Source organism: Mesorhizobium sp. ES1-6 (assembly GCF_020164775.1).
Lineage (GTDB): Bacteria > Pseudomonadota > Alphaproteobacteria > Rhizobiales > Rhizobiaceae > Mesorhizobium.
The window spans coordinates 846649-867060 of sequence record NZ_JAIUGU010000002.1; the positions used below are offsets into that span (position 1 = coordinate 846649).

The 20412-nt window shown below is 63.9% G+C and carries 19 protein-coding genes; 12 read left to right on the top strand and 7 right to left on the bottom strand.

Translation table 11 applies throughout. The features are described from left to right. Positions 1-110: 110 nt before the first annotated feature. From LB564_RS08640 to LB564_RS08675, 8 genes are all read left to right on the top strand, one after another. Positions 111-926 carry an ABC transporter ATP-binding protein gene (locus LB564_RS08640; RefSeq protein WP_140709361.1) on the top strand — a complete coding sequence of 272 codons (816 nt, stop codon included), beginning with the start codon at positions 111-113 and terminating at the stop codon, positions 924-926. 57 nt (positions 927-983) lie between these two features. Then, positions 984-1781, top strand: a complete 798-nt coding sequence (locus tag LB564_RS08645; RefSeq protein WP_224536617.1) for a transporter substrate-binding domain-containing protein — start codon at positions 984-986, stop codon at positions 1779-1781. 204 nt (positions 1782-1985) lie between these two features. Further along, the gene (locus LB564_RS08650; protein ID WP_224536721.1) at positions 1986-2651 is read left to right on the top strand and encodes an ABC transporter permease; all 666 of its coding nucleotides are present in this window, start codon (positions 1986-1988) and stop codon (positions 2649-2651) included. Beyond that, positions 2651-3460, top strand: coding sequence for an ABC transporter permease (locus tag LB564_RS08655; RefSeq protein WP_224536618.1), 810 nt, complete (start codon positions 2651-2653; stop codon positions 3458-3460). Before LB564_RS08650 ends, LB564_RS08655 begins: the two co-directional genes overlap by 1 nt. 145 nt (positions 3461-3605) lie before the next feature. Continuing rightward, complete coding sequence (locus tag LB564_RS08660; protein WP_224536724.1) at positions 3606-4607, top strand: Ldh family oxidoreductase; 1002 nt, start codon at positions 3606-3608, stop codon at positions 4605-4607. Positions 4608-4851: 244 nt separating this feature from the next. Further along, positions 4852-5133: a hypothetical protein gene (locus tag LB564_RS08665; RefSeq protein ID WP_140702781.1), complete on the top strand. Its 282-nt coding sequence runs from the start codon at positions 4852-4854 to the stop codon at positions 5131-5133. Between the two features lie 196 nt (positions 5134-5329). Beyond that, positions 5330-5782, top strand: coding sequence for a DoxX family protein (locus tag LB564_RS08670; RefSeq protein ID WP_224536619.1), 453 nt, complete (start codon positions 5330-5332; stop codon positions 5780-5782). Between the two features lie 223 nt (positions 5783-6005). Further along, entirely contained in the window at positions 6006-6983 is a 978-nt protein-coding gene (locus LB564_RS08675) for a complex I NDUFA9 subunit family protein (protein WP_224536620.1), read from the top strand. A gap of 20 nt (positions 6984-7003) precedes the next feature. On the opposite strand, the gene LB564_RS08680 is transcribed toward LB564_RS08675, so the two are convergent. Beyond that, positions 7004-8377: a cytochrome P450 gene (locus LB564_RS08680; protein ID WP_224536621.1), complete on the bottom strand. Its 1374-nt coding sequence runs from the start codon at positions 8375-8377 to the stop codon at positions 7004-7006. Between the two features lie 209 nt (positions 8378-8586). Here LB564_RS08680 and LB564_RS08685 point away from each other — a divergent pair, with 209 nt between their 5' ends. The 4 genes from LB564_RS08685 to LB564_RS08700 all read left to right on the top strand — a co-directional run bounded on the left by LB564_RS08685 (position 8587) and on the right by LB564_RS08700 (position 15640). Then, positions 8587-9156 carry an NADPH-dependent FMN reductase gene (locus tag LB564_RS08685; protein ID WP_224536622.1) on the top strand — a complete coding sequence of 190 codons (570 nt, stop codon included), beginning with the start codon at positions 8587-8589 and terminating at the stop codon, positions 9154-9156. An 81-nt stretch (positions 9157-9237) separates the two neighbouring features. After that, positions 9238-11856 carry a caspase family protein gene (locus tag LB564_RS08690; protein ID WP_224536623.1) on the top strand — a complete coding sequence of 873 codons (2619 nt, stop codon included), beginning with the start codon at positions 9238-9240 and terminating at the stop codon, positions 11854-11856. Between the two features lie 162 nt (positions 11857-12018). Then, complete coding sequence (gene gyrB / locus LB564_RS08695) at positions 12019-14490, top strand: DNA topoisomerase (ATP-hydrolyzing) subunit B (RefSeq protein ID WP_224536626.1); 2472 nt, start codon at positions 12019-12021, stop codon at positions 14488-14490. 232 nt (positions 14491-14722) lie between these two features. After that, complete coding sequence (locus LB564_RS08700) at positions 14723-15640, top strand: hypothetical protein (RefSeq protein ID WP_224536629.1); 918 nt, start codon at positions 14723-14725, stop codon at positions 15638-15640. 93 nt (positions 15641-15733) lie between these two features. Here LB564_RS08700 and LB564_RS08705 read toward each other — a convergent pair whose 3' ends face one another. The 6 genes from LB564_RS08705 to LB564_RS08730 all read right to left on the bottom strand — a co-directional run bounded on the left by LB564_RS08705 (position 15734) and on the right by LB564_RS08730 (position 20347). Beyond that, positions 15734-17131: an NAD(P)(+) transhydrogenase (Re/Si-specific) subunit beta gene (locus LB564_RS08705; protein WP_140702796.1), complete on the bottom strand. Its 1398-nt coding sequence runs from the start codon at positions 17129-17131 to the stop codon at positions 15734-15736. 6 nt (positions 17132-17137) lie between these two features. After that, the gene (locus LB564_RS08710) at positions 17138-17563 is read right to left on the bottom strand and encodes a proton-translocating transhydrogenase family protein (protein ID WP_115141977.1); all 426 of its coding nucleotides are present in this window, start codon (positions 17561-17563) and stop codon (positions 17138-17140) included. After that, positions 17563-18837 (bottom strand): Re/Si-specific NAD(P)(+) transhydrogenase subunit alpha, encoded by a 1275-nt coding sequence (locus LB564_RS08715; protein WP_224536633.1) that lies wholly within the window; start codon positions 18835-18837, stop codon positions 17563-17565. The genes LB564_RS08710 and LB564_RS08715 overlap by 1 nt, the downstream gene beginning before the upstream one ends. 86 nt (positions 18838-18923) lie before the next feature. Continuing rightward, positions 18924-19148 carry an aa3-type cytochrome c oxidase subunit IV gene (locus LB564_RS08720; RefSeq protein ID WP_140736014.1) on the bottom strand — a complete coding sequence of 75 codons (225 nt, stop codon included), beginning with the start codon at positions 19146-19148 and terminating at the stop codon, positions 18924-18926. Positions 19149-19310: 162 nt separating this feature from the next. Beyond that, positions 19311-19460: a DUF3096 domain-containing protein gene (locus LB564_RS08725; RefSeq protein ID WP_140702801.1), complete on the bottom strand. Its 150-nt coding sequence runs from the start codon at positions 19458-19460 to the stop codon at positions 19311-19313. Between the two features lie 116 nt (positions 19461-19576). After that, positions 19577-20347 (bottom strand): N-acyl amino acid synthase FeeM domain-containing protein, encoded by a 771-nt coding sequence (locus LB564_RS08730; protein ID WP_140702802.1) that lies wholly within the window; start codon positions 20345-20347, stop codon positions 19577-19579. Positions 20348-20412 lie beyond the last annotated feature (65 nt).

Below are 20412 nucleotides of genomic sequence, written 5' to 3' on the forward strand. Positions count from 1 at the left end.
GCTCGCTCTGTTGGGTCCATGCTTGAGGTCTGGAGCGGGGCAGTACAGCGTATGTTGATTAGCCGGATAGACGTTCGACGAACCGCCGGCGGTCATGTGGAGGTCATTTGGTGAGCGCTGTGGCAGCTGCCAAAGTCCCATCCGGCGAGGCGCGGGACGGCGCCGCAGAAGCCATCCATGTCGAGAACCTGCACAAGAAATTCGGTCAGCTGCATGTGCTGAAGGGCGTGTCGTTGTCGGCGCGCGACGGCGAGGTCATCGCCATCATCGGCGGCTCAGGCTCCGGCAAATCGACACTGCTGCGCTGCATCAACTGCCTGGAAAACCCGACCAGCGGCATCATCCGAGTCAATGGCGAGGAGATCAAGCTCAAGGCGGACAGCCACGGCCACACCATTCCGGCCGACCGCAGGCAGATCGAACGAATCCGCTCCAAGCTCGGCATGGTGTTCCAGAACTTCAACCTGTGGAGCCATATGACGCTGATCGAAAACGTCATCGAGGTTCCCGTGCACGTGCTGGGCGTGAAGCGCGACGAAGCTATCGCTCAGGCCGAAAAGCTGCTGGCGCGCGTCGGGCTCGCCGAGAAGCGCGATGTCTATCCGGCCTATCTCTCTGGCGGCCAGCAGCAGCGCGCCGCGATCGCTCGCGCGCTCGCCATCAATCCGCGCGTCATGCTGTTCGACGAACCGACCTCGGCGCTCGATCCCGAACTGGTCGGGGAAGTGCTGAAGGTGATCGGCGACCTGGCGCGCGAAGGCCGCACCATGGTGCTGGTCACCCACGAAATGAAATTCGCCCGCGAGGTCGCGACCCACGTCGTCTACCTCTACAACGGGCTGGTCGAGGAGGAAGGCCCGCCGGAGCAGATCTTCGGCGCGCCCAAGTCCGAAAGGCTCAAACAGTTCATCCGCAACATCGGCTAGGGAACAAGCCGGGACGGAAGAAAACCGGGAACCAACAACAAACTGGGAGTTCTGAAAATGAAGACTGTTCTGAAGACATTCGCCGCGGCACTGCTGCTCGGCGTCGCCGCCATGGGCGTGGCCAACGCCGATCCGGTCAAGATCGGCGTCGCCGCCGAACCCTACGCGCCCTTCACCTCGCCCGACGCTTCGGGCAAATGGGTCGGATGGGAGATCGAATTCATCGACGCCGTGTGCGCCGAGGAGAAGCTCGACTGCGTCATCACCCCTGTCGCCTGGGACGGCATCATCCCGGCGCTGACCACCAAGAAGATCGACCTCATCGTCTCGTCCATGTCGATCACCGACGAACGCAAGAAGACCATCGACTTCTCCGACAAATACTACAACACGCCGACCGCGATCATCGGCCCGAAGGACCAGAAGTTCGGCGCCACGCCCGACGATCTCAAGGGCAAGGTCCTCGGCGTCCAGGTGTCGACGGTGCATGCCGTCTACGCCAAGAAGCATTTCGGCCCGACCGCATCCGAGATCAAGGAATACCAGACGCAGGACGAAGCCAACAACGACCTCGCCGCCGGCCGCCTCGACGCGGTGCAGGCCGATTCCATCGCGCTCAAGGAATTTCTCAAGACCGACCAGGGCAAGGCCTGCTGCGACCTCAAGGGCATGGTTGCCCCCGATGACGAAGTGCTCGGGCCGGGCGTCGGCGCCGGCGTGCGCAAGGAAGACACCGATCTGAAAGAGAAGATCAACGCCGGCATCAAGGCGATCCGCGCCAATGGCAAATATGACGAAATCTCGAAGAAATACTTCGATTTCGACATTTACGGCGGCGCCACGCAGTCGAACTGACGACCCTCGCATGGCTGGAGGACAGGGCGCTGACGCCCTGTTCTTCGGCCGGCCTGTCCACGCATGCTTGCCGCCGGCCGTGAGGGACCGGCGGACCGAGCCAGCAATACGGGGGCGACGCTGATCGAATCCTTTCTTCCGGCCTCGGCGGCCGGCATCATCGAACTTCTCTCGCCCGCGCCCGTCGGCTGGGGCGGGACGCTCCTGGTCGGGCTCCTGCATTCGCTCGAGATTGCGGTCGGCGCCACCATCGTCGGCCTGCTGATTGGAACATGGGGTGCGTATGGCAAGCTTTACGGCGGACCCGTGGTGCGCGACCTGTTCGCGGTCTACACCACCGTGGTGCGCGCCGTGCCGGAACTGGTGCTGATCCTGCTGCTCTATTATGCCGGCACCGACCTGATAAACCAGGTGCTGACCGCGATGGGTTACCAGCGTGTCGACATAAGCGGGCTGGTGGCCGGCATCGCCGTGCTAGGCTTCGTCCAGGGCGCCTATTCGACGGAAGTCATCCGCGGCGCGATCCTCGCCATTCCGCAGGGCCAGATCGAAGCCGCCCGCGCCTTCGGCATGTCTCCCGGTCTTCTACTGCGGCGCATCACACTGCCGGCGATGCTGCCTTTCGCCATTCCGGGCCTCGCCAATCTGTGGCTGATCGCCACCAAGGACACCGCGCTGCTGGCAGTCGTCGGCTTCTTCGAACTGACGCTGGCGACACGACAGGCGGCGGGCGTCACCAAGGCCTATCTGGTTTTCTTCCTCGCCGCCGGCGTGCTCTATCTCTGCGTGACGCTGGTTTCGAACTTCCTGCTCGGCCGTGCCGAGAAATGGGCGCGGCGCGGCATGCCTTCGCTCAAGGAGGCACGCTGATGGCCAGCGAAACAGCCATCATCGACACGGTGGCGCGTGCATCGCTGTGGCTGCAGCCGCATCGCATCGTGCTGATGCTGATCGCGCTGGGCCTGGTGGCATCGGCTGCCTTCTTCATGCGCTGGGACTGGCTGCCGCAATATTGGGAAATGGGCCTGATGGGCATTTGGCGCGCCCTGTGGATCCTGGCCGTCACCTGCGCGCTTGGTTTCGCGATCGCCGTGCCGGTCGGGCTGGCGCAGGCAGCCGGCTCGATCTGGGTCGCCGCACCGGCGAAAGTCTTCTGCACCATCATTCGCGGCACGCCGCTGCTTCTGCAACTATGGCTGCTCTATTACGGGCTGGGGTCGCTGTTTCCGCAATATCCATGGATCCGCGAATCCTGGATGTGGCCCTATCTCAGGCAGGCCTGGCCGTACGGCGTGCTGGCGCTGACCCTGTCCTTCGCCGGCTACGAGGGCGAGGTGATGCGCGGCGCCTTCGCCGGCGTGCCCAAGGGGCAGTTGGAAGCCGCCCGCGCCTTCGGCATGAGCCGCTGGAAGATCTTCCGGCGCATATGGCTGCCGCAGGCCTTCTTCCGGGCGCTGCCGACGCTGACCGGCGAAACCGTGCTGCAGCTGAAATCGACACCGCTGGTGGCGACCATCAGCGTGATCGACGTCTTCGCGGTCTCGTCCAAGGTGCGGCAGGACACCTACCTCACCTACGAGCCCCTGCTGCTCTTGGCGTTGATCTATATGGCGATCACCGGCATTCTGGTTTTCGCCTTCAGCCGGATCGAGGCGCGGATTCCGGTCAAGATCGGTTAGTAGGGGAGTAGGGGAGTAGGGGAGTAGGGGAGTAGGGGAGTATCCGGTCACTTCCGCATTCACATTTCCAGCCCTATTGGCTATTCACTGCGCACAAGTCCCCTACTCCCGTATTCCCCTACTCCCTTCTTTCAGGACGACCATGATGCAACTCAGTCTCGACCAGGCAACAGGACTGTGCCGGATGGCGGCACTTGGCGCCGGTGCCAATGAGGAAGCGGCGCAATCGCTCACGGCCTCGATCATCGCGGCCGAGGCCGAGGGACTGGCAGCCGTCGGGCTTTCGCATTTCATCGATTACCTCGAAGCGCTGGAGGCCGGGCGCATCGACGGCAATGCCGACCCCGTAATCACCCGGCCGGCGCTGGCCATCTATCTCTCGGACGCACGCGGCGGCCTGGCGCATACCGGCTTCGACCGCACCATCGACGACCTCGCCAAGGCGGCGAGACTGTTCGGCGTTGCCATCTTCTCGCAGAAGAACGCCTACACCTGCGGGGCGCTCGGCTATTTCACCGGCCGGATGGCGGCGCAGGGCCTGGTGTCCTTTGCCGCCACCAATGGACCGGCGGTTCTCGCCGGCTCGGGTTCGGTCAAGCCGGTCTACTGCACCAATCCGATGTCGTTCGCCGCGCCCGCCGCCGATGGCGCGCCGCTGGTCATCGACCAGTCGTCGAGCGCCACCGCCTTCGTCAACATCCGCAAGGCGGCGGAAGACGGCAAGAAAATCCCCGAAGGCTGGGCGCTGGATGCCAGTGGCAATTCGACGACCGACCCCGCCGCCGCCATGAAGGGCGCCATGCTTGCCTTTGGCGGCCAGCGCGGCGCCAACATCGCGCTGATGGTCGAGGTGCTGGCGGCGGGCCTGTCGGGCGCCAACTGGTCGCTCGACGCGCCGTGGTTCAGTGGCGGCCCCGACAGTCCGGGAACCGGCCTGTTCGTGCTCGCGGTCGAGCCGAAGCTGCTCGATCCGGACTTCGAGCAGCGCATGAAGGACCAACTCGACCGGCTGCGCCGGCGCTATGGCGTGCATGTGCCCGGCCGCGCCCGCGCCGAGGCGGCCGAGAAGGCCCAGGCGCGCGGCATCACCGCGCCCAAGGCGGTGATCCAGCGCATCTCCGAATTTGCCGAGCGCTATTCGGCCTGAATAATTTCTCTTATTTTCAGATAGTTACCTGACCCTTCCTTGCCTGCGGTGCGGTTGTGCGCGGTTTTTTTGCGTGCGTCCTGAACCTTTTCTGACGCCCGGACGACCAATGTTTGTCCAGGGCAAGGCGAGCTTGCCCGATCCAGACCGGGGGAACAGCAAATCAAATCGAAAATCTGCTCCGTGTGAAGGCATCGCCCTTCGCGTCCCGGAAAACACAACCTCAAATCAAAGGAAGATCATCATGACCAACACCAAGACCACCATCCTCACCGCCGTGCTCCTGCTCGGTTCCTTCATGGGCGCCACGCAGGCGGCCAACCTCAAGGCCGCACCGGTCAAGCCGGCCAACCCCGGCGTCATTACCGCGCCGAGCGGCGGCGCCACCGAAGACCACTATTGCAAGAACGGCCATGCCAAATTCGCCAATTGCAGCGCCGATTTCATCGCCGCCTGCAAGAAGGTTGGTGGCACCATGTCGGATGTTCAGGGCTGGGGTGGGCGTACTTGCTTCACGCCCTCCTGATACCGTCTCAGGTCAGGCCGCTCCGTCGGCCCCTGGCACCGCATGGATGTCATCCGGAAAACTCCGCTTCGGCGGGGTTTTCTGCGTTTGTCGTCCGTGACGCCAAACATGATTACGATGTTAACTTTTGTTAACTTGACTTGGCTGGAACCCTCGGGCGTTTGCGAAAGGCACGATCACAAAAACAGGAGCTCCGATGTCCGCGACCACCGACGCCCCCCATGGCAAGCTGATTATTCCGGCGCTTGGCCGCCTGTATTCCTCACTGCACGACGCCGGCGAAACAGTGATGCGCGCCGTGGCCGGCATCTTCCTGGCCGTCCATGGCTCGCAGAAGATCGTCAACCCTTTCGGCGCCGCCGAAATGGTCGAAGGCCTCGGCTTCTATCCTGGTGCCTTCTGGTCGTTGCTGCTTGCTTGCACCGAATTCATCGGCGGCATCCTGATCGCCATCGGGTTTTTGACGCGTCCGGCCGCCTTTGCCGGCCTGTTCGTGCTTTTGGTAACCGTCTGGTTCCACTGGGTCACCATGGGCCAGGGTTTCTCGGGTGCTGAAAAATCGCTCCTGTGGGCCGCGATCCTTCTGTTCTTCGTCATTCGCGGCGGCAACCGGCACTCGGTCGACGCCCGCCTCGGCAAGGCATTCTGACAAGCTTTGTTCGACGCAATTCCGGACGGAAAACCGCCTCTCACTTTTCCTGGAATTGCTTTTTTGTTTTGACGCAATTCCGGACGGAAAACCGCTTCACACTTTTCCTGGAATTGCTTTGCGCAGAAGGGTGACGCGACGACGCGTCACCCTTTGCCTTTGGCGCAAAACGGACTATGAAACGGCTCAGCCAAGCCATCTGGAACGTGCGCCGGAGCCCGCCATGACCGAAATCCTGCAGACCCCGAAACTCGTCGTCGTCTTTGGCGGATCGGGTTTTGTCGGCCGCCACGTCGTGCGGGCGCTGGCCAAGCGCGGCTATCGCATCCGGGTCGCCTGCCGCCGGCCCGATCTTGCCGGCCATTTGCAGCCGCTTGGCAATGTCGGCCAGATCCAGCCGGTGCAGGCCAATGTGCGCGTTCGCTGGTCCGTCGACCGCGCCGTGCAAGGCGCCGACCATGTCGTCAATCTCGTCGCCGTCCTGCATGAGAGCGGCCGGCAGAAATTCTCGGCCGTGCATGAATTCGGTGCTCGCGCCGTCGCCGAGGCGGCGCGCTCCGTCGGCGCCGGGCTCACCCACATTTCGGCGCTGGGCGCCGATCCCGACTCCGAATCGGATTATGCGCGCACCAAGGCGCTTGGCGAGAAGGCCGTGCTGGAGACGATCGCCGATGCCGTGATCTTGCGGCCGTCGATCAATTTCGGACCCGAGGACAGTTTCTTCAACCGCTTTGCCAACATGGCGCGCTATTCGCCGGTGCTGCCCCTGATCGGCGGCGGCCAGACCAAGTTCCAGCCGGTCTATGTCGGCGACGTCGCCGAGGCCGTGGCGCGCTCGGTCGACGGCAAGATCGATGGCGGCCAGACCTACGAGCTTGGCGGCCCCAACGTGCTCACCTTCAAGGAGTGCATGCAGGAACTGCTGACCGTGATCGAGCGCAAGCGCCTGCTGGTGCCGGTGCCGTGGTGGGTGGCCAACATCCAGGCCTCGATCCTCGGCCTGTTGCCCAATCCGCTGCTGACCAAGGACCAGGTGATGCAGCTGCGCGAGCACAACATCGTCTCGGAGGAAGCCGCCAAGGCCAACCGGACTCTGGCGGGGCTCGGCATCCAGCCGCAATCGATCGCGACGATCCTGCCCAGCTATCTCTGGCGCTTCCGCGCCGCCGGCCAGTTCCAGCAGCGCAAACCCGCGGTCTAATTCGGGAGAGCTGTCAGCCCTCAACGATGGCGAGGCGTGACCTGCATCGGCAGGCCACCTTGCGGCTGCGTGGTCAATTTCTGCACCGGCCAGGGCTTCGTCTCGGCGGTAACGTCGAAACGGAAGCGCGACAACAGGATGGCGAGCGCGATGATCGCCTCCTGCATGGCGAAGCTGGCGCCGATGCAGACGCGCGGGCCGGCGCCGAAGGGCAGATACTGGAAGCGGTCGATCTTCTCGCGGTTTCCCGGGTGGAAGCGTTCGGGCAGGAAGGCGTCGGGCCGGTCCCACAGCTTCCTGTGGCGGTGGACGACCCACGGCATCACCAGCACGGCGGCGTGCTTGGGGATATAAAGATCCTTCCACATTTCGGGCTCGATCGGCTCGCGATTGATCGACGGCGCCGGGGGATAGAGCCGGAGCGCCTCGTCGAAGGCGCCGCGTGTCAGCGGCATGGCATCGAGCCACTTCGTCGGATCGGCTTCGCGCGCCAGCACCTGGTCGATCTCCTGTTCGACCCGGTCGCGCTCCCAGGGCGATTCGGCCAGGCAATAAAGCGTCCAGCCGAGCGCGCGCGCCGTGGTCTCGTGGCCGGCGCCGATGAAGGTGATGATGTTGTCCTCGACTTCCGGCCGCGTCAGCCCGTCGGGGCCTTCGGCCTTCAGCAGCAGCGTCAGGAAATCCTGCGGCACGGCATCGGGATCGCGCTTGAACTTCTCTTCGCGCATCTTGACCGTGTCGGTCACGATCTTGCGGAAATAGGCCATGGTCTTGCGGCCGCGGATGCGGGTCAGCCGCGGCAGCCAGTCGGGCGCGCGCAACAGATCGAGCGGATCGACGCGGCCCATGGTTTCGAACAGGCGGTCGATCTCGTTGGCGAAGCTGCCCGGCTCGCCCGCGATCTCGCCGGAAAACAGCGTCTCGGCCAGGATGTCGTAGGTGAGCAGCGTCATGTCATGGGCGATGTCCGAAGTCCCGCCCGCCTCGTAACGGGTGACGAACTCCAGCGTGCGTTTCAGCATCGGCTGCGCGAAGCCGAAGATGTGGCGCGGGGTGAACACCGGCGCCATCGCCTTGCGCGACCGCTTCCACACCTCGCCCTCGGCGGTCAGCAGGCCATCGCGCAGGATTGGCCGCAAGATCTTCTGGCGCACCGTCGCCATCTTGTAGTTCTTGGCGTTATCGACCAGGACATGGCGGATCAGGCCGGGGTCATTGGCGATGACCAGAGGCCCGCCGGCGCCCTTGGCCGAAATCCAGGGTTCGTTGTAGGTCGGCTCACCCCACAGTTCGAGCGGGTTGCGGTAGACGATGCGGATCATCTCCAGCGTCGAAGGCGGCGATGTGCGCGGCTTCGGGGCGGGAGGAACGAAGGGGGCGGGCTGTGTGTCCATGAAATGCTCCGCTGCTGGCATCAATGTAGTGGCTGGCACACCGGGCGTCCATGTGACCGAACGGCAGACTGAACGATGACAGCGGGAACGCCAGGGGACAGTCTGTTCATCCGATCGTGACCGTTTCCTCAGGGGTCCGATCTTGCCCACTTGAACGCTCTGCCGTAGTGACAGTCACCAATGGATACCGTCCGAGAAGGGAGCCTGTCTTGAAGCACCAGTTGAACATCATCATCGGCAGCACGCGGCCCGGCCGCGCCGGTCCGGTTTTTGCCGAATGGCTGGAAACGTTCGCGCGCGAGCACGGAAAATTCGAGCCGGTGCTGACCGACATCGCCGCGTTCAACCTGCCGGTGCTGGACGAACCGCACCATCCAAGGCTTGGCAACTATCAGAACGACCACACCAAGGCCTGGTCGAAGGCGATCGACGGCGCCGACGCTTTTGTCTTCGTGGCGCCGGAATACAATTATTTCGCCGCACCCGCGATCGTCAACGCGATCGACTATCTCTCCCGCGAATGGAAGTACAAGCCCGCCGCCATTCTCAGCTATGGCGGTGTCTCCGGCGGCCTGCGCGCGGCGCAGGCGCTGAAGCCGCTGCTGACCTCCGTCGGGATCATGCCGATCCCCGAAGGTGTGGCGCTGCCGCTCTACCAGAAACTGCTCGGCGAGAATGGCGCCTTCGAGGCCAGCGAGCAGGTGCGTGGCGGGACCAAAACCATGCTGGACGAGCTGTTGGCCTGGAGCGAAGCGCTGAAGCCGATGCGCGCGCGCTGAAGGGAGCTGCGTCGGCACGGCTTGCTCGCGCCGTAAAGAGATGGAATGGTCGGCAAACGACTGAGCCGGGGGCGGTTCGACTTGCGTTTGCTGTTTGCCTTGCTGCTGATGCTCGTGACCACCACTGTCGCGGTGGCGGAGCGGCGCGTGGCGCTGGTTATCGCCGACGACGACTACCGGCTGGTTCGGCCGCTTGCCAACCCCGTCCATGACGGCGAAGTGATGGAAACGGCGCTGAGGAAACTTGGTTTCGAGGTGGTGCTCGAAACCAATCGCGACCTCAGGCGGATGCGCCGCGCGCTGGATGATTTCCGCCAGGACGCCAAGGGCGCCGACGTGGCGCTGGTGTACTTCTCGGGCCATGGCGTCGAAATATCGGGCGACAACCGGCTGCTGCCGATCGACGCCGATGCCTCTTCGCTCGATCAACTGGACAAGACCAGCCTGCCACTGGAGGAGGTGCGCGACGCGGTCGCCGCCACCGCCAAGGTCGGGCTGATCGTGCTCGATGCCTGCCGCAGCGATCCTTTCTCGGGAACGGGTGGCGACGGGCGCGGCGCGACGTCCCTGGCCAAGGATGTCGCCGACAAGGTCAAGCCTGGTCTCGGGCGCGTCGGGCGGGCGGAAAACATCCTGTTCGCGTTCTCGGCCGCCCCCGGAGAGACGGCTGCCGACGGAAGCGGCCAGAACTCGCCCTTCACCACGGCGCTGACCAAATATCTCGGCACCGATGGGCTCGAAATCCGCTCGGTGCTGACGCTGGTGCAGCAGGAAGTCTACGACCTCAGCCGCGGCAAGCAACTGCCCTATGTCGAGAGCGGACTGCCGAAACTGTTCTTCGCCGCCGTGGCCAAGGAGCAATTGCCGGAGCGCGAAAGGCTGCTGCTGGCCATGGCCGACGTGACGCCGGACATGCGCGTCGAGGTCGAGCGGATCGCCAGCGATGCCGACATGCCGCTGGCGCCGCTCTATGGCGCGCTGATCAGCACCGATACCAGCCATCTGTCGGCGGAAAGCCTCGATGCCAAGCTTCGCGAGGCGGCGGACGCCTTCGTCAAGGTGCGCGGCGAGATGAAGACGCTCGGCTCCGACGATCCGCAAGTGACGGAACTGCGCCGGCAGGCCGAGGAACAGCTGTCGCTCGGTACGTTCGACGGTGCGCGCGCCATCCTTGCCAAGGCTGCCAGTATCGACAACGACTCGCGTCAGGCGCTGAAGGCCAATTTCGTCCGCCGCACCATGTCGGAGGCGGCGACGCTCTATCTGTCGGGCGGCGCGGCGCGGGCCGATCTCGACTACGCCGCAGCCATCAAGGACTATGAAACGGTGCTGTCGCTCTATGGCGAGACCGGGCAGTCCTCGCTCACGCTGGACGATGCCGACCGGCAGATCCGCACGCTGGACGAACTCGGCAAGCTCTACGTCACCACGGGTGCCATCACCGCCGCCGGACGCGCCTACGAGGCGCTGCAAGCCAATCTGGAGCAGCGCGTCAGGCGGGAGAGCGACCCCAGCGTGCAGCGCGACCTCGCGGTCAGTCACACCAAGCTCGCCAACATCAAGGTGGCGCTGGGCGACCTGCCGGCGGCGCTGCGGAACTACGAGACGGCGCGCTCCATGCTGAGGGACCTTGTGGTGGCCGAACGCCACCGCCTGAACTGGTTCGGCGATCTTGCCAGCGCCGACGACAAGATCGGCAACGTGCTGACGACACAAGGCGACCTGGCCGGCGCCGCGCGCGCCTATCAGGAGAGCCTCGACGTCAAGCAACAGCTGGCCGCCAACGAGCCGGAGCGCGTCGACCTGCAGCGCGACCTGACCATCGCCTATGACGAGGTCGCCAACCTTGCCCGTACCTCCGGCCGATTGGACGATGCGCAGACAGCCTATGACGAGAGCCTGCGGATCCGCCTTGCGCTGGCCGCCAAGGCGCCCGACGACGCGGAGCGGCAGCGCGACGTGTCGGTGAGCCACGACACGATCGGCGACCTCAAGCGCGAGCGCGACGATCCCGCCGGCGCGCTCGCCGCCTACCAGGAGGGGCTTGCGATCGTCGAGGGGCTGGCAGGCCGCGATCCCGACAATACGGAACTGAAACGCGATCTGTCGGTCGGCAACGCCAAGATCGGCAACGCCCTCAGCGATCAGGAGAACTGGCCGGCGGCCCTTTCGGCCTACCGGAAGGCGCTGTCTCAGGCGCAGGCGCTGGCCGACAGCGATCCCGACAACAGCGACTGGCAGCGCGACCTGTCGGTCAGCCTGGAGAAGGTCGCGGGCGTGCTCGCCATCCAGGGCGACCGCAAGGGAGCGCTCAAGATCTATCTCGACAGCTTCGCCATCGCCGACAGGCTGGCCAAGCTCGATCCGGCCAATTCGGACTGGCAGCGCGACCTGTCGATCACGCTCTCGGAGATCGGCATGCTGCGGATCAAGGAACGCGACATCAAGGGCGCGCGTCAGGCGTTCGAAGATAGTCTCGGCATCCGGCAGCGGCTGGCCAGTTCCGATCCCGGGAACGCCACCTGGCAGCGCGATCTGGTGGTAGCCATGATCGATTACGCACAGGTCGCCAAGAACCCCAAGGCGGTGCTTTCCCAGGCGCTCGACATGACGCTGGAACTCGACCGGAGCGGGCGGCTGGCACCGCGATACAAGTTCATGATCAAGTTTCTAAGGGACCGCCTGGCGAAGGCCAAATAGCGGCCGGCGACGGACCGTCATGGACAGCCGGCTCAATCTCCCGGGAAATGCCTGCAAACCTTGGAAAAACCGCCTTTAGCGCCTATATCTAGACGATATCAGAAGCGCGATTCGGGGCCGATTTTTCGCGCTGTAAAAGCGGCATCTAGACAACAGGTTTTCATGAGCGACCAGACCGAGAACACCAACGGCGCTGAAGCCGAATACGGCGCCGATTCCATCAAGGTTTTGAAGGGGTTGGATGCTGTCCGCAAACGGCCTGGCATGTATATCGGCGACACCGATGACGGCTCGGGCCTGCATCACATGGTTTACGAGGTGGTCGACAACGCCATCGACGAGGCGCTGGCAGGCCATGCCGACCTGGTTTCGGTGACGCTCAATCCCGATGGTTCGGTGACGGTCACCGACAATGGCCGCGGCATTCCCACCGATATTCACTCCAGCGAGGGCATATCGGCGGCGGAAGTGATCATGACGCAGCTGCATGCCGGCGGTAAATTCGACCAGAATTCCTACAAGGTATCCGGCGGCCTGCACGGCGTCGGCGTCTCGGTGGTCAACGCGCTGTCGGCCTGGCTGAAGCTCAAGATCCGCCGCAACGGCCAGATCTTCGAAATGAGTTTCACCCATGGCGATGCCGACGCGCCGCTGAAGGCGACCGGCAGCTACGAGCAGGACAAGCGCCCGGGTACCAATGAAGGCCGCAGCGGCAGCGAGATCACCTTCTTTCCGTCCGCCGAGACCTTCACCATGGTCGAGTTCGACTTCGGCACGCTGGAGCACCGGCTGCGCGAGCTCGCCTTCCTGAACTCCGGCGTGCGCATCGTGCTGACGGACGCCCGTCATGCCGACGTCGTGAGGCATGAACTGCACTATGACGGGGGCCTGGAAGAGTTCGTGAAATATCTCGACCGGGTGAAAAAGCCGCTGATCGAGAAGCCGATTTCCATCCGGGCCGAGCGCGACGGCATCACCGTCGAAGTGGCGATGTGGTGGAACGACAGCTACCACGAGAACGTGCTGGCGTTCACCAACAACATCCCCCAGCGCGATGGCGGCACCCATCTGGCCGGTTTTCGCGGCGCGCTGACCCGGCAGATCACCGGCTACGGCGAATCCTCGGGCCTGACCAAGAAGGAAAAGGTCGCGCTGATCGGCGACGATTGCCGCGAGGGCCTGACGGCGGTGCTGTCGGTCAAGGTTCCCGACCCGAAATTCTCCTCGCAGACCAAGGACAAGCTGGTCTCCTCGGAAGTCCGCCCAGTGGTCGAAGGGCTGGTCAACGAAGCGCTCGGCACCTGGCTCGAAGAGCATCCGTCCGAGGGCAAGGTGGTCGTCGACAAGGTGATCCAGGCGGCAGCGGCGCGCGAAGCCGCGCGCAAGGCGCGCGACATCACCCGCAAGACCTCGCTCGGCGTCACCTCGCTGCCCGGCAAGCTGGCCGACTGCCAGGAACGCGACCCGGCGAAATCGGAAATCTTCATCGTCGAGGGCGACTCGGCCGGCGGCTCCGCCAAGGGCGGCCGTTCGCGCCAGAACCAGGCGATCCTTCCCCTGCGCGGCAAGATCCTCAATGTCGAGCGGGCCCGCTTCGACCGCATGCTCTCGTCCGACATGATCGGCACGCTGATCACCGCGCTCGGCACCTCGATCGGCAAGGATGAATTCAACGCCGACAAGCTGCGCTACCACAAGATCATCCTGATGACCGACGCCGACGTCGACGGCGCCCACATCAGGACCTTGCTGCTGACCTTCTTCTTCCGGCAGATGCCGGAGCTGATCGAGCGCGGCCATCTCTACATCGCCCAACCGCCGCTCTATAAGGTGACGCGCGGCAAGAGCTCGCAATACATCAAGAATGAGAGCGCCTTCGAAGCGTTCCTGATCGATTCGGGGTTGGAGGAGGCTTCCCTGACGCTTGGCTCGGGGGAAGTCCGGACCGGACAGGATCTCCACGCCGCCGTCGATGATGCCCTGGCGGTGCGCCAGCTCATCAACGGGCTGCACACGCGCTACAACCGCAACGTCGTCGAGCAGGCCGCCATCGCCGGCGGGCTCAATCCCGAGGTCTTCAGCGATCTTGGCGGCGCCAACGCCATGGCGGAACGGATCGCACAACGCCTCGACATCATCGCCGAGGATACCGAGCGCGGCTGGACGGGCCGCATGTCGACCTCGAATGACGGCAGCGGCGGCTATGTCTTCGAGCGCACCGTGCGCAGCGTCAAGGAATACGCCCATCTCGACATGGGGCTGATCAATTCGGCCGACGCGCGCCAGCTCGACCGTTACGCGCAGCGCCTCAGCGAGGTCTACGGTACGCCGCCGGTGCTGCGCCGCAAGGATGTGTCCGAAACCGTCTCGGGCCCGCTGGCGCTGCTCAACGCCGTCTTCGCGACCGGCCGCAAGGGGCTCACCATGCAGCGCTACAAGGGTCTCGGCGAGATGAATGCCGAGCAGCTCTGGGAAACCACGCTCGACCCGAATGTACGCTCACTGCTGCAGGTCAAGGTCAACGACGCGACCGATGCCGACAGCCTGTTCTCACGGCTGATGGGCGACGAGGTCGAGCCGAGGCGCGAATTCATCCAGGACAACGCGCTGTCGGTCGCCAATCTCGATATTTAAGACCTGTTCTTGTCTTCGAATATTGGCGCGCTACGAGCGTCAATATTCATTCCGGCGCCGAGAAACATTTCATAAGCCACTGGAACAGAAGGCCTTCCGGGACATTGTGACAACATCGATCACAATTTTTCACAAGGAGGCTTTCATGGGACGCGGCATATTGCTCTGGTTGCTCGGCATTCCGATTCCGATCATCATTCTCATCATGCTGTTCGTACGGTAGGGGGCTTCCATGCAGTCCACCCTATCGGCTGTCGACGTCTCCGCTTCGACGGAATCGTCCTCCACGGCTGTCAGCTGGGGACCGATCATTGCCGGCGCCTTCGCGGCCTCGACATTGACGTTCATCCTCATGCTGCTCGGCTCGGGGCTTGGCTTGAGCATGGTTTCGCCATGGTCGGGCTCGGGCGCATCGGTAACTACCTTCGCGGTTTCGACCGCGATCTGGCTGGTCATCGTACAATGGCTGTCCTCTGGCGTCGGCGGCTATCTCGCGGGACGCCTGCGCACCAAATGGGTCGGCATTCACACCGACGAGGTCTATTTCCGCGACACCGCCCATGGCTTTCTCGCCTGGGCATTGGCCACGCTTCTGGTGGCGGGAATACTTGGCTCGGCGCTTTCGGCGGCAATCGGTTCAGGCGTGCAGGCCGCGTCCACCGTCGCTTCGGGAGCCGCCATGGGCGCGTCGGCTGGCGCTTCCGCCAATGCCAGCGGCGCATCGGCCGACAATGCGACATCCTATCTGGTTGACTCGCTGTTCCGTCCGGCCGATCCGAGCAAGCTCACAGCAGCCAATCCAAACGACGAAGCCGCCGCGGCCGGGCAGGCCTCGCGCATCCTGATCGCCGGTGCCGTCGCGGGCGAGGTCTCCGCGGAAGACAAGACCTATCTCGCGCAGTTGGTCGCCGCGCGAACCGGTCTTTCCGAGGCTGATGCCAAGACGCGTGTCGACGCGGTACTGGCGAAGGCGCAGGATGCGAAAGTCAAGGCCAAGCAGGCTGCCGACACTGCCCGCAAGGCAAGCGCCACTTTTGCCCTTCTCGGTGCCCTGTCGCTGGTTATCGGCGCCTTCATCGCCAGTGCGGCCGCGGCTCTCGGCGGCAGGCAGCGCGATGAAGAGGAAGCGGTCTTCCTGACCCACGGTTGAAGCAGCACACCCAAAGCCAAAGAGCCCGGCATCGACCGGGCTCTTTCTATTTGACGGTTAAGATCGGCTATTCGACGATTTAGCTTGGCCGGGTCAGTGGTCCATCGCCTTGACGATTTCCTCGGTCATCTTCTTGGCGTCGCCGAGCAGCATCATGGTGCCGTCCTTGTAGAACAGCGTGTTGTCGATGCCGGCATAGCCGGAGCCGAGCGAGCGCTTGACGAACAGGCAGGTGCGCGCCTTGTCGACGTCGAGGATCGGCATGCCGTAGATCGGCGAGGATTTGTCGTCGCGCGCGGACGGGTTGGTGACGTCGTTGGCGCCGATGACATAGGCGACATCGGCCTGCGCGAACTCCGAGTTGATGTCCTCGAGTTCGAAAACCTCGTCGTAAGGCACATTGGCTTCCGCGAGCAGCACGTTCATGTGGCCAGGCATGCGGCCGGCGACGGGGTGGATGGCGTATTTGACGTCGACGCCATTGGCCTTGAGCTTGTCGGCCATTTCGCGCAGCGCGTGCTGCGCCTGGGCGACCGCCATGCCGTAGCCCGGCACGATGATGACCTTCTGCGCGTTCATCATCAGATAGGCGGCGTCGTCGGCCGAGCCCTGCTTGACCGTGCGCTCGATGCCGTCGTCAGCGGCAGCCGCGGTCTCGCCGCCGAAGCCGCCGAGGATGACCGAGATGAACGAGCGGTTCATGCCCTTGCACATGATGTAGGACAGGATGGCGCCCGACGAGCCGACCAGCGCGCCGGTGATGATCAGCGCCAGATTGCCGAGTGTGAAGCCAAGGGCCGCCGCTGCCCAGCCCGAGTAGGAATTCAGCATCGAGACGACGACCGGCATGTCGGCGCCGCCGATCGGGATGATCAGGAGGATGCCGAGCACCAGCGAGGCGGCGACGATCAGCCAGAAGACCAGCTTCGATTCCGTGGTGACCAGGAGCACGATCAGCACGATCAGGGCGATGCCGAGCGCGGCGTTGATGAAGTGGCGGCCGCCGATCATGATCGGCTTGCCGGACATGCGGCCATCGAGCTTGAGGAAGGCGATGACCGAGCCGGTGAAGGTGATGGCGCCGATGGCGACGCCGAGGCTCATCTCGACCAGGGCCTGGGCGTGGATGTCGCCATCGGTGCCGATGCCGAAGCTTTCGGGCGCGTAGATGGCCGCGGCAGCCACCATGACGGCGGCAAGGCCGACCAACGAGTGGAAAGCAGCAACCAGTTGCGGCATCGAGGTCATGGCGATGCGGCGCGCGGTGACGGCGCCGACGCCACCGCCGATGGCGAGACCGAGGACGATCAGGCCGAAGCGCCCCGCCGACGGGGTCGCCAGCGCGAGCGTGGTGGCGATCGCAATGCCCATGCCGATCATGCCGTAGAGATTGCCCTGGCGGCTGGTCGTCGGATGCGACAGGCCGCGCAGCGCCATGATGAACAGGACGCCGGAAACCAGATAGAGGAAGGACGCGAAGTTGGCGTTCATGGCGCTCTACTTGTCCTTCTTCTTGTACATGGCCAGCATGCGCTGGGTGACGAGGAAGCCGCCGAAGATGTTGACCGAAACCAGCATCAGCGCGACGAAGCCGAAACCTGCGGCAACGCCAGAGGCCGCGATGCCGACGGCCAGCAGCGCGCCAACGACGATGACGGACGAGATGGCGTTGGTGACGGCCATCAGCGGCGTGTGCAGTGCGGGGGTCACCGACCAGACGACATAATAGCCGACGAAGATCGCCAGCACGAAAATGGCGAAGCGGAAGACGAAGGGATCGATGGCGCCACCCGACAGCGCATGCGCGGCATCACCCGCCGCGTCGGCACCGCCCGGGGCATTGGCCAGGTTCTGCACCGCGAGCCGGACGGCGGCGCTTGCCTGGTCGAGTTGGTCGAGGGCTTTCTGCAAGGTCTGATCCATCACGCGGTCCCTTTCGACTTAGGCGCGGGCGACTTGGATGCGGCGGTCTTCCTGGGCGCGGACTTCTTGGACGCTGCCGAAGCATCGGCGACCATGGTCGTCGCCGGGATCGCGGCCGGCTCGACATAGGGCTGCTGGTCGGGCTTGGCGAAGGCGGGGTGGACCACCTTGCCGCCGTCGGTCAGCATCGTCGCCTTGACCAGATCGTCATCGCGGTTGATGGCGAGCGTCTTGGTGGTCTTGTCGACCAGCGTCTCGAGGAACGCGAACAGGTTTCTGGCATAAAGCAGCGAGGCCGATGCCGCGACGCGGCCGGGCACGTTGAGATGGCCGACGATCTTCACATTGTTGGCGGTGGTGACGATCTTGCCGGCTTCGGCACCCTCGACATTGCCGCCGCGCTCGACGGCGAGATCGACGAGCACCGAGCCCGGCTTCATCGAGGCGACCATCGCCGCCGAGACCAGCTTCGGCGCCGGCCGGCCGGGGATCAGCGCCGTGGTGATGACGATGTCCTGCTTGGCGATGTGCTCGGCGGTGAGCGCGGCCTGCTTGGCCTGGTATTCCTTGGACATTTCCTTGGCGTAGCCGCCAGCGGTCTCGGCCGCCTTGAACTCCTCATCCTCTACCGCCAGGAATTTCGCGCCAAGCGAGGCGACCTGTTCCTTGGCGGCGGGACGAACGTCGGTGGCGGTGACGACGGCACCGAGGCGGCGTGCGGTGGCGATGGCCTGCAGGCCGGCGACGCCGACGCCCATGATGAAGACCTTCGCGGCGGGAACGGTGCCGGCGGCGGTCATCATCATCGGCAGAGCGCGGTCATATTCCGAGGCGCCGTCGATCACCGCCTGGTAGCCGGCAAGATTGGCCTGGCTGGACAGGACGTCCATCGATTGCGCCCGGGTGATGCGCGGCATGAACTCCATCGAGAAGGCGGTGACGCCGGCCTTGGCAAGCGCCGCGACAGCGGCATCGTTGCCATAGGGGTCCATGATGGCGACCACCGCGGCGCCGGATTTATAGCTTTTCAGTTCAGCGTCCGTTGGCCGCCGAACCTTCAGCACGACGTCGGCCTTCGCGGCGTCAGAGGCCTTGCCGATGGCGGCACCCGCCTTGGCGAAGTCCTCGTCGGGGATACGCGAACGGGTGCCGGCGCCGGTTTCGACGATCGCGTCGAAACCCAGGCCCGCCAGCCGCTTCACCGTATCGGGCGAGGCCGCGACACGCGGCTCGTTCGCATCGAGCTCACGAGGGATGAAAACCGTCTGTCCCACCGCATGATCCTTTCGGCTGGAACCTGTCTGCGCGAAGTGTCGACCGGGATGTCCGGCTACGTCAACCGCAAGAGGGTTTGGAAGGTCTATCGCAGAATGAAGGCGCCGACGGCCAGAATGAGCACGAACAGGATGGTCGCCGAGAAGAAGCCGCCCGCGAAGAAGCCGAAAGCCATCGCCAGAAGGAGCGCGCCGCAGAAGAGCGAGCCATATTTGGCCAGCGCCAGGAAGCCCGCATAGGTACGGTCATGCTCGGCATAGTCCATCTTCGCGCCCAGCTCTACAGGACCAGTCGGCGTGTGCTCAGCCATAGGAATACCCCTTCGAAGACATCTTTCAGGCACATACCGAAAAGCTGGGCGCAGAGCAATGGCGCTATTGCCGCATCGCAGCCGACAACTGCCTCAAGGGAAAATTGAAAGCGGAGCGCCGGTTGCGGAGCCGCTCCGCCAGGCCAGTCCTGTTCGCCTGCTTTAGCGGACAAGATGCGGGAAAAGCCCGATCAAACCGACGACGATCAGATAGAGCGCGACGATGTAGTTCAAGAGCCGTGGCATCACGAGGATCAGCACGCCCGCGATCAGCGAAATGAGCGGGGTCAGTGCGAGGGTGGAAATGGTCATGCCTTGGTCTTCCTCTGGCTGTTGCGATGCAGACGGGCTTGCCGCCCTTCACAACGCCGGCGCGCCAGGAAAGCTCCGCCGAAGCTGCCACCCAGCCGATTCAAAACCGCGTGATATCAGGCCGCCTCGAAGTATTTGGCCGTGGGCAGAATGGTCAGCGGCGCCAACTCGCCCCGCTTGGGGCGTTGGAAAAGCATACGCTGCTCGAACGCCGTGGAATTGAAGAACGGGAAACGGTCCAGCGTCGCCTGCATGTTCTCGGAGCATTTCGACTGGAACAGATGAACGGGAACGGTAAGGCCGGGATAGTTCCGCGGCGGCACCGCCTGCTCGGAGCGGAAGATGCGATGATAGAACGCCGAATGCTCTTCCTTGATCGCCGTAAGGCAATAGGTCGGTTTGAAATGGCTGCAGGCGACCACCGCCAGCCTCAGCGTGATATAAGGCAGCACCCGCAGACTGCTCGACCATTCGAGATCGGCTGCGAACCGGCTCGGGTCGACGAACGTCTCGCCGGAAGCCAAGCGCCGCGACAGCACGTCGCCGAAAACATCGGTGCTGGGTGAAACAGGATACCGCGCGCTGGCGTAGTGGATTCTGATGGTGCTGACGAGCGTGCCGTCGAAGAAGACGCCAAAGCGGTAAGAATTGGGCAGATCGTCGAAGCTGTCCTTCACCATGTGGGAAGCATCTGATTTGACCATGCCGGCGTGAAGATAGGAATTGTAGCGAAGCCTGTAGATCGCTTCCAAATCCTCAGCGCCATCGCAAAGGCGATACTCGACGTGCTCCAGAACATCCATGATGTGATCTGAAAACACCGAGGGGCGATTCTTGTCCCTGCCCGTGGCCGCCGCCAGGGGTGTACCCAACAACTTGTTTTCCATTTGGTCCTCGTACGCCGCAAAAGGACAATAGCGAAGCGCTCAGAGAACCAGAAGCGAAATTGCGA

Coding starts and splice junctions, on each gene's coding strand:
- LB564_RS08645 (WP_224536617.1), top strand. CDS start 984: ATGAAGACTGTTCTGAAGACATTCGCCGCGGCACTGCTGCTCGGCGTC.
- LB564_RS08655 (WP_224536618.1), top strand. CDS start 2,651: ATGGCCAGCGAAACAGCCATCATCGACACGGTGGCGCGTGCATCGCTG.
- LB564_RS08660 (WP_224536724.1), top strand. CDS start 3,606: ATGCAACTCAGTCTCGACCAGGCAACAGGACTGTGCCGGATGGCGGCA.
- LB564_RS08665 (WP_140702781.1), top strand. CDS start 4,852: ATGACCAACACCAAGACCACCATCCTCACCGCCGTGCTCCTGCTCGGT.
- LB564_RS08670 (WP_224536619.1), top strand. CDS start 5,330: ATGTCCGCGACCACCGACGCCCCCCATGGCAAGCTGATTATTCCGGCG.
- LB564_RS08675 (WP_224536620.1), top strand. CDS start 6,006: ATGACCGAAATCCTGCAGACCCCGAAACTCGTCGTCGTCTTTGGCGGA.
- LB564_RS08680 (WP_224536621.1), bottom strand. CDS start 8,377: ATGGACACACAGCCCGCCCCCTTCGTTCCTCCCGCCCCGAAGCCGCGC.
- gyrB (WP_224536626.1), top strand. CDS start 12,019: ATGAGCGACCAGACCGAGAACACCAACGGCGCTGAAGCCGAATACGGC.
- LB564_RS08700 (WP_224536629.1), top strand. CDS start 14,723: ATGCAGTCCACCCTATCGGCTGTCGACGTCTCCGCTTCGACGGAATCG.
- LB564_RS08705 (WP_140702796.1), bottom strand. CDS start 17,131: ATGAACGCCAACTTCGCGTCCTTCCTCTATCTGGTTTCCGGCGTCCTG.
- LB564_RS08710 (WP_115141977.1), bottom strand. CDS start 17,563: ATGGATCAGACCTTGCAGAAAGCCCTCGACCAACTCGACCAGGCAAGC.
- LB564_RS08720 (WP_140736014.1), bottom strand. CDS start 19,148: ATGGCTGAGCACACGCCGACTGGTCCTGTAGAGCTGGGCGCGAAGATG.
- LB564_RS08725 (WP_140702801.1), bottom strand. CDS start 19,460: ATGACCATTTCCACCCTCGCACTGACCCCGCTCATTTCGCTGATCGCG.
- LB564_RS08730 (WP_140702802.1), bottom strand. CDS start 20,347: ATGGAAAACAAGTTGTTGGGTACACCCCTGGCGGCGGCCACGGGCAGG.